Below are 17,539 nucleotides of genomic sequence, written 5' to 3'. Positions count from 1 at the left end.
ATTTCCGGAGGTCGTCCAGATGGTTCGCCCGATAACGCTCAACAAGCCGCCCGTCCAGCCGCAAAAGGTCAATGCCACGGCAAACGCCGAGCAGATAGCGCGGCTGGAGGCGCAGGCGGCGAAGCTCCGGGAGCAGATCAGGCTCGCCAACAGGATGGGCGAGCGTGACTGGGCGGCGCAGGCCCGCCAGGAACTGGCGCAGGTCAACACGCAACTGAGCTCCCTTCAGCCGCCGCCGGTCACTGCTCCGGCAGCGCCGGCTGCGAACGCCAACACGGGCACATCTGGCAACGGCACGACGGTAACGCCGGCGGTCTATGTGCGGACGGATCTCGCAGCACCCACGCTGACGCCGGTGAAACTTGAGGGAGACAAGCCCGAAGACAACGCCGCGGAAGCGACGACTGCCCGCACCATCGTCAACGACGTCACCGGCGGCAAGAGCATCGACCAGATCGCCTCTTCCCGCAACATGACGCGCGACCAGGTCATTGCCGCGCTCAGGTCTGGCGGCATGGCCGTATCGACCGCCGATCCGAGCGGCAATGGCGACGTGCTGACGACGAAAATCACGGATGCCAATGGCCGCACCGTCACGCAATATTACGACTATCAACACGACAGCTACTATACGAGCGTGCAGCAGCCCAACGGCACCGCGACCACCACCCCGGTTCGCGACGGGCTCGGCCGCAAGGAGACCAGCAGCTACAATCCCGACACCGGCGCCATCACGACGCGGTATGAAGACGACCTCGGCACGGGTACCGTCACCGAGCGAACGTCGCTGCCCAATCAAACTTCGGTGGAAACGGTGACGCCGGGCCGCGGACCGTCACTTCCCGTGACCACCGTCTCCGGTCCTGATGGCAAAAAGACCATCCTGGCGCCCGCTCAGGATCCAGGCGGCACAAGCACGCAGAACATCAAGAAAGATCTTGCCGACGGGAAAAGCATCGACCAGATCGCGCAGGAACATGGCCTCACAAGCCAGCAGGTGATCGCCGAATTGCAGGCTGCGGGCTATCAGATCAAGACGCAGGCAGCGGCAAGCGGCAATGGCGACGTGCAGTCGGTCGAAGTCGTCGACCCGCACAGCGGCGACAAGACCGTCTACTCTCACGACTATCAGCATGACGAACGCACCGTCGTAACCACGGCCGATGGCAAGGAAACCTCGCAATCCGTCGATGGCAACGGCGGGACCCGCAGCAGTGTACGCAACACCAAAACGGGCGAGGCCACGACCACCATCGTCGATCCGAAAACAGGGACCGAGACCAAGATCGTCACCGACAAGGACGGCCGGGTGACGACCACCACCACCGAGAAGATCAATGGCGGCAAGGCCGTCGAGTACGAGGTCAAGCCCGGCGACAACCTGACTCGGATTGCGCAGCAATATGGCTTGACACTGAAGGATCTTAGAAAGACGAACCCGGAGCTTTTCAGCTCGTCTCGCGACCCGGACACCATCCATACGGGCGAAAAAATCACCATCGACAACGGTACGCGCACGACCGTGGAGGTCACCTTCAACGGCTATACGCTGACCACCAGGCCCGATGGCAGCATGACGCTGCACAACACCACCACCGGGAGTGACCTGAAGATCGAGGCAGGCACGGCGCAGCAGGCGTTGGCCGAACTGCTGCTGGCAATCAATCCGCAGAGCAAGGATCCCGAACAGGCCAAGACCGACACGGTTCTCAAGACGACCCTGGAAGGGGTGCTCGGCGGGGCAAGTCCCGAGCTTGCCCAAGAAGTCACAGAGAAGCAGCAAGCAGTAAAGGATGCGATCAAGCAATATGGTGGCGGCAAGCCTGCCACGCCGAATCTCGACGGCACCGCCACATCGGTTGGCCCGTTCGGCGATCCGCCGTCGGCTACGGCTCCGTCAGGCGGCAAATGGGTGCCGCTGATGGTCGACGGGAGCTGGCAATGGTTCGATCCGCAAGTTGCCAAGGCGATCGCCGCCGAGAACGCTGTGATAGCGCGTCTCGGCGAAGCACAGGCAAAGCCTGAGCAGAGCGGGGCCCAGCTCGACGTCTATGCGCTGGATCCCGAATATAAGGGAGCCATGAAGAGTGCCGAGACGACGCTCGACGAGGCCTTGGCGCCTTATGGACTGCAATGGCAGGCCCCGGAGCCGAAAGGCACGCTGGCCGATGCGCAAAAGCGACTGACCACCGCCAACAACGTGCTTCAAAGTGCCACCACTGCCAGGGCTGAGTACGAAGCGGGCGAGAAGAGCCTTCTCGATGCTATTGATAAGCAGGCAACGCTGCCGGTGCTCAGCGATCCGAGCAAGCCGGCCGTGGGGACTCCCGGCGGGCCCACCCGCGAGGAAATCAACCTGCAGGGCAAAGCTGAGCACGCCGGGGTCACGCAGCTCTTGATCAACGCCGCGCTGCATACCGCGCGAGGCAATAAGGCCACGATCGACCAGATGGTCGGTGCCACAGAGCTGAAGCTTGCCGAGGCCAAACCCGGAAGCCCCGAGTATACCGAAATCAGCGGTCGGCTCGAGGGCCTTAAAGGGCTGCAGGAGGGGGCAGCCAGCCAGGTGACCCTGGCTGAGGCGTATGAGGAATTTGGAGTTGCGCAAAAAAATGCGGCCGACCTTGCCGTGGATGTCGAGCCGATCAAGCAGGCCTTGGTCGCGCGAGCGATGCAAAGAAATCCGCACCATTTTGATTGGGACGGCTACACGAACGGCGCGGGCGACTTCACCGGCAAACTGAAATCGCAGGAAGTGATCGAGGAAAATGGACAGCTCTATCTCGTAAACACCTATGAGAATGATGTTTTCACCGATGAACACGGCAATGACACGCCGGTCCTGAAATATGCGCTCACATACGATCTTAACGACAAGAAGATCAGGGACGATTTCCGCAACGATCCGCTCAACAAGCAATGGCAGGAGTTGCTGGCGTCGACGCAGAGCTCGACTTCGGCGCGGGTCTGCACGCCCTATGGAACAGGTTCGCAATCGGCGCTGGCGGCCGCCAAGTCCAAGATCGTCGGCGTGCAGGTCGATCGTTTTGACGCACAGCTGAAAGACGCGAAAACCAAGCTCGTCGACGCGACGACGGCTCGCGACAAGGCGATCACCGAGCACGGCGGGGGAACCGTCGACGCGCCCGCCGGCACGCTTCAGCCAGGCGAGAAGCCGGTCAAGATCACGGTGAACGGCCGCGACCTCTGGGTCGCACCCGAGGTTGCCAATGCCTACGAGAAGGAAGGAGCGGGCGCAATCGGTGCCAGTGGCAAGTCGGTCCGGATCGAGATGAATGGCCAGTGGCTATGGGTGCATCCCGAAGTAGCGGCCGCGGAAATCGACAGGGGTCTGGCAGAAACCGAAAAGACCCAATTGGAGACATGGGAAAAGGATGTCCGCCCAGCGATGGTGGCGGCGCGCGATTGGTACGGTTTCTATGCAAGCAACTCCAAGCTTCTGACATATGGCAACGAGGAGCATGAGGCGCGGCTCAAAAACACGTACTTTGAGGAACACAGGGATCAGGCGCTCGCCGGCTACCAGGTCCAGCTCAAGCAGTTGTACGACAACGGGGTCACCGGCGAATATAAGCAATACAAGCCTGGGGAACTCAGGGGGACGGTTGCCCGCACACTCGGTCTCGATGAATCGAGCGACGGGGTCACAAAGGTTACAGATGAGATCACCGACCGTGCCGGCGAAAACGCAGAGGTCAAGGTCGTGCCGATCTTCGCGCTTGATGGCGGGGTGGAATCGTCGACCGCACTATTCGCGATCAAGAACGATGGAAAAGAAATCGGCTACGTCGACAGCTCCGGCAAATACTACGGCAGCTTCGACGAATTCCAGCATGAGAACCGCATCTTCAGCGAGAACGGCAAGCTGATCCTGGCCAAGGGCGGCGACATGAAACTCGGCGCCGATGGGTTCTCGCTCGACGAGGTGGAGGTCGCCGACGCACGCAAGGTGGATTTCTGGGACAAGGCCACCGACATCGGTCTTGGCATCGTGGCCGGCACCGCCACCATCGTCTCGTTCGTTCCAGGCGGTCAATGGGCCATCCCTATCGCGATCACCTCCGGCGCGGCTCTTGGCGGCAAGACTCTGTACAAGGAAGGTGAGCACCTCCTTCAGGGCGGCGACTTCGATAGTCAGTCGGCCTGGAACATCGCGACCGGCGTGACTGCGTTCCTGCCCGTAGGAGCCGGTGCCCTGCGCACGTTTGGCCTGGCAAGGGCCGGCTTGTCCACCTCCGAGGCTCTCGCAGGCGGATTCGGAATGGCGCGCATGAGCGATGCTAGTTGGGGCATTGGCAAACTCCGCGTAAACGTAACGCAATCCTCTTATGCCGAACAGGCAGCGAGCTATCTGCAAAGCGGCAGCAAGCTGACTACCGCTGCGTGGGGCCTTGATGCCGGGGGCGTTGTCACGGGTGTTCCGGTGCTTGCCAGATCGGCGGAGGATCTGGCCAACCATGGCGGCGAAATGTCATTTGCCGAACTTGCGAACGCCATCATGGGCATCGGTACCGGCGCGGTCGGCACCGGCCTGGGCGGCCGCTCGCTGCTCTACAATATGCCTGGAGCGGCCGGCCCTCGGGGCAGCGACGGGGCTCCCGCGTCGGGCTTTCCACCGCCGGGCGGACCGGATTCGGGGCCGCGACCGCGGGCCGTCTATGAGATGGGCCCGGACGGTGTCTACAGGCCCACCGGCGAGCAGGTCATGCCGGATCCGAATGAGATCGTCATCGACGGCGAGGTGCTCGGCGAAACGAGCGGCCAGCAGGAGCCCGGTTTCGCTGCCTGGGAAGGTTTCCGCAACGCGCCGGACGCGGGCAATCCAACCGGCCAGCGCGCGCTGCCGGCCGGCGAGTCAGAGAGTCAGAACCTGCCGCCACTCACGGGCGACAAGAATGATCCCTCAGGGGACGGCCAGCCGTCGCGGCCGATCGTCTTGCATGAGCCAGCCCCGGACGCCACCGGAGGCGATGACCCGACGATGCTGCCGGGCCACGATCCAGATGGCTCGGCCGAGCGAAGCCCAAATCCCGCTGGCGGCGATCCCATCATCGTGTCGAAAACGCCGACCGGGACGGACGGTCCCGTGCATCTCGTATGGGACCCGGAGACGCGCAGCTTCACCGGCGCGCCCGAACGCGACACGAGCGGGTATGTCTACACCAGTGGCAAGGATCCGAAGACACCCTCGGCCTATCTCGACGGCTTGACCACCGAACAGCTCGTGACCCGTTACGAGCAGGAGAAAAGCTACTATTCCAGCCATGAGTTGGCCGAACGCTATGGTCCCGATGGCATTCCAGAAACGCTGCGGAGGACAGTGAACGAAAGCGCAGCTCCTGGCGCCAACCCACCGGCGGGCGTCAAGCCGGCCAAACACAAGAGCTGGGGAGATTTCAGGATATCCGCGCTGGGACGAGTCCGGGTCAATTCCGATCCTATAAATCTTGCTCTCCATTCGATCCCGGGTATGCCTGAGGCACTCCAACTAGGATCGCCGACCTGGCGGTCATACATGGTGGGCTTCGGGACACGCACCAATTATCGTGCCCTTGGGCAGTCATTTGCGGACAGCGTCAAATACCGGTCGCTCGAACCGGCGCGCTACACTTTCGGCAAAGAACTGGGGATCTCCATTCGCCCCAACGAGCATCGCAATATCACGCTCGCACAACTCGGCCTCAAAGTTCAGCGCCAGACGGCCTTTCAATTCAAAGGGCAGGATCTTCTCGACGCAGCACATCAAAGGCTGTTCGGCGAAGCCTCGGACTCTGTCTTCACGGTCATGCCGCGTTCTGCCCGTCTTGCCGGTCCGGCGGGGAACAAGGGTTGGGCCGTGGAGCTCACATTCAGCCTGGCCCTTCGCTCAAAGTCGGCAATTTTGAACGACGGGGAAAGCGACTTCTTGCGTCAAACAGCGGACGGCAAGACAGAATTCTTAGAGTTCGACGGCGACGTTCCCTATCGGAAGGTTTACCTGGAAGACAAGTATTATCTGACGAGTTTGCTAAGCGTCGAGAAGCGCTACGAAGTGGCGATGAACGCAACATTGCCCAAGGGAACGATCGTCAACTCGGAATTCGTCGACGCAAACAAGGGAGTACTTGATCGCCTCCGACTGAGGGCCCAGTTCGTCGTGAACGACAAACATGCGGCGGAGGCTCTTGCCGACAATCCCGACATGAGCACGATCCGAGAACTGGTGGCGTCGGGAGAAATCGATGCCCAGAAATCGATATTGTTCATTCCTGGCTCACAAAGCGGGATGCGGCAATCTGCTGTTCCCGGATTGGCACTGGGAGAGACAATTGTCGATCTCACGGGAAGAAGTCGACGCGTGTGGGATGCCGGCGCAAGCCGGCTCGAGGTCATCGTCAACGAGGCATTCCACAAATTCCTGCCAAGTCCCGATCGCATTCTGCTGCGTAAATTGCCTGCGCCCTACAATCATTATGTTCGCTCGGGTGGTCCGATCTATGTCAACCTTTTCGGCAAGCGTCAGGCTGTCGCGGCGACAGTTGACCTCACGCTCGCGGTGCGGAGCCCGGCCCTCAAGTTGCGCGTGCCCTCGGTCCCGTTCCTCCAATTGCCATTGGCGTTCACGGGCGAAATCAGGTTCTTTTACCGAACGAATTTGCCTGAGGTCGCCCCGATCGTCGCGAAGGCCGACTTCGTTCGACGTGAATTTGCCTTCGACGATAAACTGCCTGTGGAAATAGCGGTTCCACGCTGGCTGCATGAACTCGACCAGCGTGCTGACAGGGGGGGAGGGCTCGCATTTCCGAGAGGCGGCCAGGCGTCGTTCGCAAAATGGCTGGATGAAATCGAAACTACCGCCACACCCAGTCAGAAGGCCGATATTGAGGCGTTCCGCCAATCCACGTTGCTGTCACTTGAGGATGAAGCTTTCATTCCACCTGGCGCGATGAGCGCCGTCCGTGACTTCCTCAAGACACAGGCAAAACCATCCGAGATGCCTCCGCCGGAATTTGTCTATCTGGCACCAGGCGACCAGCAGCAACCGCTTGCGCGCTGGTATCGTGAGCATGGGGTTGTTCCTTCGCCTTCAGCCAGGCCTCTGGCGTTTCGACGGCCGGTGCCCCCGGCAGCCAACCCGGCGCCGAGGCAGGACGGGGCCGCCGGCGTCGCCAATGCGGCGTTGGCTGGGCAACCAGCTTCCGCCGAGACCGGCGCGGCAGCCGAAGCCGGCGCGCCAAGAACCCTGCAGCTTCAGGACGAGAGCGGCAGGATGATCATCGCCACAATGCTGGGCACCGAGCCGAGGAGCCCGGAGCAGGTTTATGTGCCACCCGCCGACGGGCCCCCAGCGCGCGGCGACGAACCGGAGTTGATGCACAAGTCGCATATTCTGTTCCGCGATCCGGAGACCGGAGAAGCATACGTCCTGCCGTGGGTGCGCGGTGCCTCCGAGGACCATGTGCCGGGCAGTCAGGGAGAGCCGCAGGGCGAAACCGTGCCGCCGGCGGCAACGCCAGCCAGGAAGGCAATCGAGGCGGCGCCGCCAACCACCTATTCGCTGCAGCAGGTCCGCAACATGCGGCAGCCTGAGAAGTGGAAAGCCGGCGAGGTCTATACGCGCGAACTCAATGGGTCGCTTGGAGAAGCGCATTTCCCGGTCGCGGCCAATCCGGATGGTCCCCATCCTGTCGTTGGCGAAGGTGGGCGATATGTGGATTCACCTGTGTTCAAGAGCCAGGACGAAATCGAGGCGATCGAGGTGAAGACCTACCACCGCTGGACGACGATCAACGGTGTTGCCCAGATGCGCGAGGTTCCGCTGACGCCGAAACTGCAGGAGCAGATCAACAAGGATGTGGCGCTGCGCAACGAAAACCCCGGCTATCAGCCGCGCTGGGTCTTCCTCGATGCGCCGCCTTCCGCGGAATTGCAGCGGGCGCTCGACGATGCGGGGATCATCGGCAACATCTTGGGACACAACAAACCGGCCTCGGCAACATCGCAGCTCCAATCTGCGACGACCAAAACCGGTCCGGGCCGGACCCTGCGGCTCGAGGACGAGAACGGCAAGGGGATCATCGCGGCGGTGCTGGGAACAGAGCCGAGGGGGCCAGAGCAGGTCTATGTGCCGCCTTCCGAGGGACCCCGCGCGCCGGCCGATGCTCCGGAACTGGCGGACAAGACGCACATACTGGTGCACGATCCCGACACCGGCGAAGCCGTCGTACTGCCATGGATACGAGGCGGTTCCGGTGGCCACGCGCTCACCCGAGATGGCGTCAGAGCTACCCCGCTTGACCAGGTGCCGGATCTCGTCATGGGCGATTTCCAGCCGAACCAGATTCCATGGCTTAAGCGCGAGCAGGTGGCCGAGCTGACGGAACAGCAGTTCGGCGACATGGATCGGGCCGGCTTGCTGCCCTCTCTGACCAAGGGCCAACTGCGCGGTATCCCCAAGGCAAAGATAGGCTATGTCAACATCGCGGGCCTCGAGGCGAAACAGATCCCTTGGCTGGCCGAGGGCCACATCCGGAATGTGACCGACCAGCAGTTCCGAGACCTCGGCAAAGCCGGTTTGACCCCGCACCTGACGAAACCACAGCTGCAGGCGATAAAAGGCGACATGGTCGAACTCGTTGACGTGTCGAATTTGGAAGCGCGCCAGGTTGCGTGGTTCAAGCCTGGCCAGGTCGCGAAGTTCACGTCTGAGCAGTTCAAGGATCTCGGCAAAGCTGGATTGCTGAAAAACTTCACCGAGCGCCAGGTTCAGGCGATCCCTGAAACCATGATCGGCTCCCTGGACGTGGCGAAGCTCGATCCCGAGCAGGTGCCGTGGCTGACCGAGAAGCAGATCCCGGTGCTGACCCGCGATCAATGGGGTGCCTTCACGGTCCACCACATAGAAGCCCTGACCCAGCCGCAGATCGAAGCGGTGACACCAAAACAGTTCGAGGAAATAGGCCCCGGCCAGTTCCGCAAGTTCACGCCTGAGCAGTTCGAGTGGATGAGTGGGGATCAGACGAACGCACTCTCCGTGCTGCAACTGACGACCTTTCGGGCGACTCATAAAAAAGCGATGACGCCGGATCAGGCCACCAGCGTCGATCTGGCGCTCAGCCATGCCAGGATGCGCGAAAACGCTCAGGCACTCGCCACCTTTGGCGGCATGTCGACCACCTCCTACATGTTGTGGAGTTCGTTGCCCCCAACATGGAGCGCCACTGCCGGAGCGGTGGCGTTTGGCGTGCGAGGCGTCGTTTTCGGCACGCAGGCAATCTTCCCCAACGCAACCGCAGGTCACAAGCCGTTCGGGCGATTCCTCAACGCGCTCGGCGGAGCCACATTCATTGCGGCGGCGCCAGGTGCCGCGACCGGGATGATCCAGGGCAAGGATCTTGTCGTCAACAGCACGTTCTCGCTCGGCAACGTCGTCTATGGCACGAAGTCGATGCTGCAGTCGTTCACGGGCAGACCGGTGATCCGAAACTTGGCCGAACATCTGGCCGGACCCGGCTATGTGCTTGGTTGCGCGATCTATACGCTGCACTCCTGGCCGGCGCCGATCGCCACGGTCGCCGGCACCCTGTTCACGTTCGGCTGCGCGGAGTTCTGGGCGTCAGCCATCAGAACGGACCGGATGAATCGCCGTTCGGTGCCGCGAACCGATGACGATATCGCGGCGGCGGCAAAGTCCGACAAAAGATGGAGTGCGTGGGATCGGTGGACTCTGGGCATCACTTTCGGCGTCGGAATGCTTCTCTTCTCGCTCGACTCCCTTCTCACGGAGCCTTGGGATCCGAAAACGGCCCCTCCACCCGGTCCGAAAAAACCCGATGGCGATGCGTCGTCCAAGCAACCCGAGGATCCCTCGGATGTTCCAGGTGAGACGCAAACCCCGCCGCAGGACTTCCCGCAGCTCGTCGTGGAGGGGGATGACGGCCTGAATTTGCGGACCCATCCTGACGGGACTTCGACGGTGGCGACGGTCCTGCAACCCGGCACGTTCGTCGAACAGACCGCGAAGCCGTCGACCGATCCGTCAGGAGAAGCCTGGATACCCGTCGAGGGTTTCGGACCGGACGGCGAAATGCACAGCGGCTGGGTTTCCGGCGACTATGTCGAGGTCCATCCCGAGGGCAGCAGCAATTCCGAGGGCCGCACGAATCCAACGCTGGAGAAGGACGGCTATCAATGGGTCGAGGTCAAGAACGGTGACTCTATTCGCCTGATCGCCAAAAGCCATTCAGCGGATGTGGCGCAGACCGTGGTGCTCAACATGGATCATATCCTGAGCCCGGATATGATCTTCTCGGGCGACCGCATCTACCTGCCTGCCACGTCGATCGGCTGAGAAAGGAACGACCGAATCCTGGAGCGCAGCGGTTCAGCGTCTGATGAAAATGCAGAACTTGTTTTGATGCCAGGCGCGGAGCGTCTAGCGTCCGGCGGCTTGCGGGCCTTGGCCGGTTCTCGCGGCATAGGCGTTTGCAACACAGGCGGCCAGCCTCGCCGCCCGCTCCGCTATCGGATTGGATGGTTCAGAAGAGTAGGAGGCGGTAAACCGCAGGTCGGATGGGTGCCATTCGCAGTCGACGATGCGCAGTTTGCCGCTTGCGGTATACTCTTGGACGACTTCCTCGGGCAGAGTGGCTATGCCGATACCGTTGAGCGTCATCTTGATGGAGGCGGCAAGGGAATTAGCCGGAAAGATGCGCGGCGTCTCTTCCAACTCGCCAGTGAGCTTGCGGTAAAGCTCGCTGTAGGGTCTCGTGCTGCGCGCATAGCTGATGATTGGAAACTGCATCAGGTCCTTCAGCGTCAGCTTGCGTCGATTGGGCAATTTCAATTGCGGCGAGCAGACCCAGACCAGGGGAAAGGATGGCAGCTCGATATTCTCGATGCTGTATTCCAGTATAGGACCCATGAGCACTGCAAGATCGAGCCGATGGGACATGAGTTCATTGCGCAGGGTGGTCGTCGCATCGACGACAATATCGGTATCGACAAGCGGATAGTTCGCTTGCAGTTCCCTCAGAAAATCCGGAAGCCAGGTGTGCACGATGGATTCGGCAACCCCGAGCCGAAGCACCCCCGCCGTCTCCGAAAGAGAGTTGGCCGCCAACTGCAGCCGTTCCGCGACGCGCAGGACCCGTTGAGCAGGTGGCAGCAGCCGTTGTCCCTCGGCGGTCAGCCTGACGGTGCCGCTCTGCCGCTCGAACAGCCTGGCACCCAGCGCTTCTTCCAGGCCGGCAATTCGCGTGGAGACCGCCGGCTGCGTCGTGTTCAGGCGTTCCGCCGCCTTTCGAAAGCTCCCGAAAGTCGCCACCAGGAGAAAGGTTTCGAGCTGCTTGATGTTGAAAGGGATCACGATTCAATGCCGGACAATAATCTGAGCGCCGATCTTTACTCGGTCATATGGGTCGATAACGTCCTTATTGGTCATGCGGATGCAGCCGGACGAATTGGCCTGTCCGACGGTCCATGGCTGATTGGTGCCATGGACGCGATAAAGCGTGTTTGCGATATACAACGCGCGGGCGCCCAATGGGTTGTTCGGCCCTCCCGCGACGCGCGCGGGCAGCAGGCGGCCCTTTGATGCTTCCCTGGATCGCATTTCGGCGGGCGGCCGCCAATCTGGCCAGTCTTTCTTGCTCGAAATCGTGTCACGGCCGGACCCCTCCAGCCCTTCCTTGCCGACGCCCACCGCATATCGCAGCGCCTTGCCGTCTCCCAGGATGTAGTACAGGCGCCGCTCGGTGGTGTCGATCACGATCGATCCCTTCGGTTGAGCTTCGGTGAAAGTCACGATCTCCCGGGGGATTGCCGACCACCCGGGCTGAATTTCTTCACCCGAAGTCCGGTCGCGACCGGAAGGGGAGACCAACACATTTCTTGCCTGATCGTAAGCCCAACTTCTGGGGTCATAACCGCTGTTCGATTGGGCCTGCGATGGCGCCATGGCGGCAATCAACGTGGCGGCGAGCTGAAGCGATGCCCCCAATCTCCGGATGATACGCGGGCTGATCGGAATCCTGCCTCCAAAAACGCTTGCGCGAGCATCGAGCTTCGGGAGCGAGATCTTGTTTGGCGCCACCGAGACCGATCCCCTTCCGCGAAGCATCGAACCGGCGATCACGAACCGGTGATTGATTCCAGCGCGCACCATATCGCGTTGCGGGTGGTTCGCAACATTTGGCACGGGAAGTTAATACGTAGTCCAATTGGACTTCCATTTCTCCAGTGTGAGCGATAGAGTGAAAACCGGCGGGCAACCATGAAGCGAGCGACGCGGGTCACCACTCGTGAGTCGCTTGCAATAGGACCAAAGTTGACGGGACGCGGTATTTGCCATGCGGATCGGTTGTCGGGAGCCAGGGCTGCTTTTGCCGCCTGCGGCCTTGCCATGGCCTTGGCGCTTGGCCTTGGCTCGCAGCACGCACACGCTGCCGAACCGCGCTGGCCCCCCGGTCCTTACAAATACATCACGGTCGACCAGTCGGTGACAGACGCGCTGGTCGAGCTTGGCCGCAACATGCGGGTGCCCATGCGTGTCAGCAAGCTTGTAAAGGGACGCCTCAGCGCCGGCATGCCGGTGGGAACGGCCCGCGAGTTTCTGGAAGAGATCTGCAATCGATACGGGCTGGTCTGGCATTTCGACGGCATTGTCATGAACGTGGCAACCGAAGCCGAAATCCAGACGGAAATGATCCCGCTTGATGCAAACACGGCTGCCGGTGCGGAAGATCGGCTTTCGCGGCTGGGCGTCATCGATCCGAGGTTTCCGGTAAAGGTTTCCAAGCAAGACGATGTCGTCTCGGTATCGGGGCCACCCTCCTACATCGAACTGGTCAGGAAATCGCTCGGAGTTCCCGCGGCAACGGGCACGAAGCCGGAGCCGGGCAAGGTTGTTTCGGTCCGCGTTTTCCGCGGAAGGCAGGTGGAGGCGTATGATGTCCCCTCCGCCACGAAGAACTAGGAAACAGGAGGGCAGGTCCATGCAAATCGCGCCGATTGGAGCTCTGGAAGCTACGCTTGCAAACTTGACCACCAGCATAAGCTCGCAACAGCAGATCACCGCCGGCGCGGCGGCGCAGCCTGGCAACCGGATGGTCGGAGCCAAGCAGGAAAAGCACGACGCCGCGAAGGTCAACACGCCTGAGCGCGGTGATGTCGCCACACGGGCAGGTCAGCAGGTGGCACAGGCATCGTCCGGAGCCAATCCGGCAATGGCTGGACAATCCTCAAAACCGGAAAGGACAGAGCCGATCGTCGAACGCCAGCTCTTCGACTATCTGGCCGAGGCCGAGAAGACAGGGGGCGGGGCGCTCACGGATCCGTCGGCACTATTCGGCTCCGCCGTTCAGTCGTTGGAAGGAACCATGCAACAGGTCCAGAAGGCCCTTGGTCGGGCGAACGCCCCTGTGAACGCTGATGCGGCCACGGTGCAGGACGCCGCCGGCAAGGCGGCCCCGTCAGGCAAGGAAGGCGAAAATTCCCCGGAAAAAAATGCCGCGCAACTCCTCGAACGATCCATTTCGGTGATGTGGGCAGCCGCCAATCTGGAGGTGGTAACGAGCAGCGTGACCGCCGTCACGTCGTCCACCAGCACGCTGATCAAACAACAGTAAGCGCTACGGAGTGTTCGTGCCCACGCCATCCCTGCCGCAGCGGTCAACGCTATTTAATCGATGCCGCGTGGCGTTGATTGTCATCGGCATGCTTGCGTTGCAGGCGTGTTCGGAGGAGCTCTATTCCAACCTCAACCAGCGGCAAGCCAACGAGATCGTGGCCACGTTGATGCGCCATGGGATTCCGGCCCAACGCGAGACCGCAAAAGATGGGAAACTGACGGTTTCCGTGCAGAAAAACCGGTTCGCCGAAGCAATGGCGATTCTGGATGAAAGCGGATTGCCCAAACAGGAATTCCAGACGCTGGGCGACGTGTTCAAGAGAGGTGGGCTTGTGTCCTCGCCGGTGGAAGAGCGGGCGGCGATGATCTATGGCCTGAGCCAGGAACTGTCGCAGACGATCTCGGATATAGACGGCGTGCTTTCCGCGCGTGTTCATCTCGTCTTGCCCGAAAACGATCCGCTGAGACAGCAACTGGTGCCGTCATCCGCCTCCGTCTTCATTCGGCATCGCGCATCGGTTCCGATGAATGAGCTGATCCCACAGGTCAAGATGCTGGTGGCCAAGGGTATAGCCGGACTGACCTATGACAATGTGTCCGTCACCCTCATTCCGGTAGCGGCGGCGGCCCCTGAGCAGGGAACCGGCGAGGCGGAACTCACGACGTTCCTCGGCCTCTGGCTGCATCCGGACAGCATCGTCGCCGCGATGTGGCTGTTCTACGGCATGGCGGCGGCCATACTCGCGTTGGCTGCCCGCCTGGCCTACGTGCAGTGGTACCGACAGTCCGGTGTCTATGCGCTCGAGGCTTCGGCAATGCCTGTGAAGAAGACATGACCCAGATCGGCTCGAAGCAACCGGCCAGCCTGGAATGGCAGGCATTCGTGTCCAACCTCGCATCCTATGTGGATGCAGCCAGGCTCGCGGAATGCTTTGACGGCACGATCGGTGAGGCCGCCTGCGTGCGCATGCTGCAGTCGCGACGTCTGAATGAACGATTGTCTGAGCTTCTGATCGAGCGTTACGGGCTCTCTTCAGCAGTCGAAGAGCCGGGCGACGAGGTCGATCGAGCGATCGCCTTGTCCTCTGGCGAGGAGCTGGAGGAACTTGCGCTTCGCGCCGGCGCGATCTACTGGGCCGGCAGTCTGGCCGCTGTCATTGTTGGACGCGAAGCGGCCGCGTGGCAGGCTGCGCTTGGCGCGGATCTCTGCGCTTTCGCGGTGGCCAACCGCGATCTGACCGGTCCGATGCAGCAGTTGGAGCCCCTGGAGGATATTTACGCCCGTGTCTATGCCGACGGCCTGAGTTGCCTTGGCGCCTGGTGTCAGGCGATGCCTGGCGAGACGAGCATGCGGGTACGCCTCAAGCTGGTGCCGCACGCGCTTGTCGATCAGACGGCAGCCGAACCCTTTGCCGAGACCGGTCCCGCGATTGTTCGACGAGCGATGAGCTAGACGCGATGGCCGAACCTGGCAAAGCGACCGATGCCGTGCCGAGGCGACCTTACGCCCGGATCCTGCGCGCTGCCGAGGTGCGCGCGCTGCAAGACGGGCATGCCTTTCTCGATGAAGCAAGACGCGATGCGCAGCAGTTGCGTGACGCCGCTCGGCGAGCCTATGCGGCTGAATATGCGCAGGGCTATGAGGACGGCAAGGCGCAAGGCGATGCGGACGCCACGCGGTTGATGAGCGAGACGGCGGTCAAGGTGGATCGCTATTTTGGCGGGTTGGAAGCCGAAGTCATCAGCCTGGCCCTCGATGTCGTCAGGCGAATGCTTGGAGAATTCGATGTCAGCACGCTTGTCGCCAGTGCCGCAAGGCAGGCTGTGACTGAAATTCGCCGCGCCAAATATCTGAAAGTCCGAGTTCATCCCGCTTCCGTCGACAGGGTTCGCGATACGCTGGACGCGGTCCTGCGCGAGGGTGTTCTCGGCATGACGGTCGAGATCGACGCTGATGACGCATTGGCAACCGGCGCCTGCATCGTTTCGACTGACTTTGCCGTCGTCGATGCGAGCATCGACGCACAGCTCCAGGCTATCGCTGCCGCGAACGCGTCAAAGGCGCAGGTTCCATGACAGAGCCCGCTGTTGATATCGAACGCCGTCTGGCTTCCGTCATTCCCAACCTGCGTTCCGCCCTCCGCGACGACGCCAGCCGGCCCAGGAAGGGCCGTGTGCGGCGGGTCATCGGCACGGTCATCCATGCGACCGTGGAGGAGGCCCGGATCGGCGAGATATGCGAACTGGTCGACCCCAGGACCGGCAAGACGACCAAGGCGGAAGTCGTAGGCCTCATGGACGAAATGGCGATCCTTGTTCCGCTGGGCGATCTGAACGGTCTTTCAAGCCTGACAGAGGTCGTTGCGACCGGAAAGGACCAGCGTGTGCCCGTTGGTCCCGGGCTTCTTGGTCGGGTGATCAGTGCGCTCGGCGAACCCTTGGATGGCAAGCCGCTTTCGCCGGATGGCATTACCGGCAGCTATCCGGTCAACGCCTATCCGCCGTCTCCGCTCGAACGCAGTTTGATTTCCGAGCCGATCCAGCTCGGAATCCGCGCCCTTGACGGGCTGCTCACCTGCGCGCGTGGCCAGCGCGTCGGCATCTTCGGCGAACCTGGCGTCGGCAAGTCGATCCTGCTTTCCGACATCGTCAGCGGTACCGATGCCGATGTTGCCGTGGTCGCCCTTGTCGGAGAGCGCGGACGTGAAGTGCGCGAGTTCCTCGAACATCAGCTTGGGCCGCAAGGGCGGCAGCGCGCAATCGTCGTTGTCGCGACCTCCGACCGGCCTGCCATCGAGCGCGTCAAGGCCGCCTATGTGGCGACCAGCATTGCCGAATATTTTCGTGACCAGGGCAAGCACGTGCTGCTTGCGATGGACAACATAACGCGGTTTGCCCGTGCGCAGCGCGAGATTGGCCTGGCCTCGGGCGAGCCACCGACACGTCGCGGCTTTCCATCTTCGCTGTTCGCGGTCTTGCCGCGCCTGCTCGAGCGATCAGGCCCCGGCCGCGTCGGTTCCATCACAAGCCTCTACAGCGTTCTTCTGGAAGGCGACGGCACGCTGGATCCTGTCGCCGAGGAAATTCAGGCGCTCCTCGATGGCCATGTCTTCCTGTCGAACGAACTCGCGCAGCGGAATCACTTCCCGGCCATCGACGTCTTGCGCAGCCGAAGCCGCCTCATGGATGCGGTTGTACCTCCGGCACATCGGTCTGACGCCAGCCACCTGCGTGAGTTGCTTGCCCGCTACGCCGATATCGAACTTCTCCTGCGGGTCGGTGAATACGAGAAGGGCAGCGATGCCGTGGCGGACGAGGCGGTGGCGAAAATCGATGCCATCAATGCCTTTCTGCGACAGGCCTCTGCCACACACGAGAGCATCGAGAAGACGCGCCAACTCATGCGGGAAATCGTCAATGAAAGATCGTGACATGATCGCTCGATTGCGCGACCTCAGACGCCGCCGGGAAGAACGCGCGAAGGAAGGCGTGATCAGAAGGCACGCGGCTGCGCACCGGGCCGCGAAGGAGGTTCAGGCGGCGACCGCCGCGGTCACTGAACACCTCCAGCGCACGGTTGACGCAGAAGAGGCAGCGTTCGGTTCGCTGGTTGGGCAGCCGGTAAAGGCTGCCAGCCTCCATCGGCTTCAGGGGCGTTTTGAAGTCGCCGCCAGAAAAACCGAACAGTTGCGCGAAAACGAGAAGATTGCCGGTGCCGCCCAGGAGCGACGGGAACAGGAGTTGTCGGCAGCCCGCAATGATCATCGTGCGAGCATGAAGGCCGTGACGAAGCTGGATGGACTGTTGGAGCATCTGACCAAACGCAACGCGCGCCGTCGCCTGGCTCTTTCCGAGCTTGTCGAGGAAGAGGAACGCGCTCCGCTGCGCTTGCCTACAGAACAATAGCCA

10 protein-coding genes are annotated in these 17,539 nt (G+C 61.8%); 8 read left to right on the top strand and 2 right to left on the bottom strand.

The window, feature by feature from the left end; genetic code table 11:
• The first annotated feature begins 19 nt into the window (after positions 1-19).
• Positions 20-10,351 (top strand): LysM peptidoglycan-binding domain-containing protein, encoded by a 10,332-nt coding sequence (locus tag ACWTU9_RS30050; RefSeq protein ID WP_455861482.1) that lies wholly within the window; start codon positions 20-22, stop codon positions 10,349-10,351.
• A gap of 84 nt (positions 10,352-10,435) precedes the next feature.
• On the opposite strand, the gene ACWTU9_RS30045 is transcribed toward ACWTU9_RS30050, so the two are convergent.
• Positions 10,436-11,368, bottom strand: a complete 933-nt coding sequence (locus ACWTU9_RS30045; protein ID WP_455861481.1) for a LysR family transcriptional regulator — start codon at positions 11,366-11,368, stop codon at positions 10,436-10,438.
• A 3-nt stretch (positions 11,369-11,371) separates the two neighbouring features.
• Positions 11,372-12,166 carry a L,D-transpeptidase gene (locus tag ACWTU9_RS30040; RefSeq protein WP_455861480.1) on the bottom strand — a complete coding sequence of 265 codons (795 nt, stop codon included), beginning with the start codon at positions 12,164-12,166 and terminating at the stop codon, positions 11,372-11,374.
• Between the two features lie 162 nt (positions 12,167-12,328).
• Here ACWTU9_RS30040 and ACWTU9_RS30035 point away from each other — a divergent pair, with 162 nt between their 5' ends.
• From ACWTU9_RS30035 to ACWTU9_RS30005, 7 genes are read left to right on the top strand one after another with little or no spacing between them, the layout of a single operon-like run.
• Positions 12,329-12,976 (top strand): type III secretion protein, encoded by a 648-nt coding sequence (locus ACWTU9_RS30035; protein ID WP_455861479.1) that lies wholly within the window; start codon positions 12,329-12,331, stop codon positions 12,974-12,976.
• A 19-nt stretch (positions 12,977-12,995) separates the two neighbouring features.
• Positions 12,996-13,628 (top strand): hypothetical protein, encoded by a 633-nt coding sequence (locus tag ACWTU9_RS30030; RefSeq protein ID WP_455861478.1) that lies wholly within the window; start codon positions 12,996-12,998, stop codon positions 13,626-13,628.
• Between the two features lie 16 nt (positions 13,629-13,644).
• Entirely contained in the window at positions 13,645-14,466 is an 822-nt protein-coding gene (gene sctJ / locus ACWTU9_RS30025; protein ID WP_455861477.1) for a type III secretion system inner membrane ring lipoprotein SctJ, read from the top strand.
• A complete protein-coding gene (locus ACWTU9_RS30020) occupies positions 14,463-15,083 on the top strand; it encodes a SctK family type III secretion system sorting platform protein (RefSeq protein WP_455861476.1) in 621 nt (206 codons plus the stop codon). The genes sctJ and ACWTU9_RS30020 overlap by 4 nt, the downstream gene beginning before the upstream one ends.
• Positions 15,084-15,088: 5 nt before the next feature.
• On the top strand, positions 15,089-15,706 hold the full coding sequence (gene sctL / locus ACWTU9_RS30015) for a type III secretion system stator protein SctL (protein ID WP_455861475.1): 618 nt from the start codon (positions 15,089-15,091) through the stop codon (positions 15,704-15,706).
• Positions 15,703-17,061: a FliI/YscN family ATPase gene (locus tag ACWTU9_RS30010; protein WP_455861474.1), complete on the top strand. Its 1,359-nt coding sequence runs from the start codon at positions 15,703-15,705 to the stop codon at positions 17,059-17,061. The genes sctL and ACWTU9_RS30010 overlap by 4 nt, the downstream gene beginning before the upstream one ends.
• Positions 17,048-17,536, top strand: a complete 489-nt coding sequence (locus ACWTU9_RS30005) for a hypothetical protein (RefSeq protein WP_455861473.1) — start codon at positions 17,048-17,050, stop codon at positions 17,534-17,536. The genes ACWTU9_RS30010 and ACWTU9_RS30005 overlap by 14 nt, the downstream gene beginning before the upstream one ends.
• The last annotated feature ends 3 nt before the right edge of the window (positions 17,537-17,539 follow it).

Source organism: Mesorhizobium sp. 128a (genome assembly GCF_053848025.1).
Note: the sequence above shows the minus strand (reverse complement) of the source record. Positions and strands in the feature narration are given on the sequence as shown.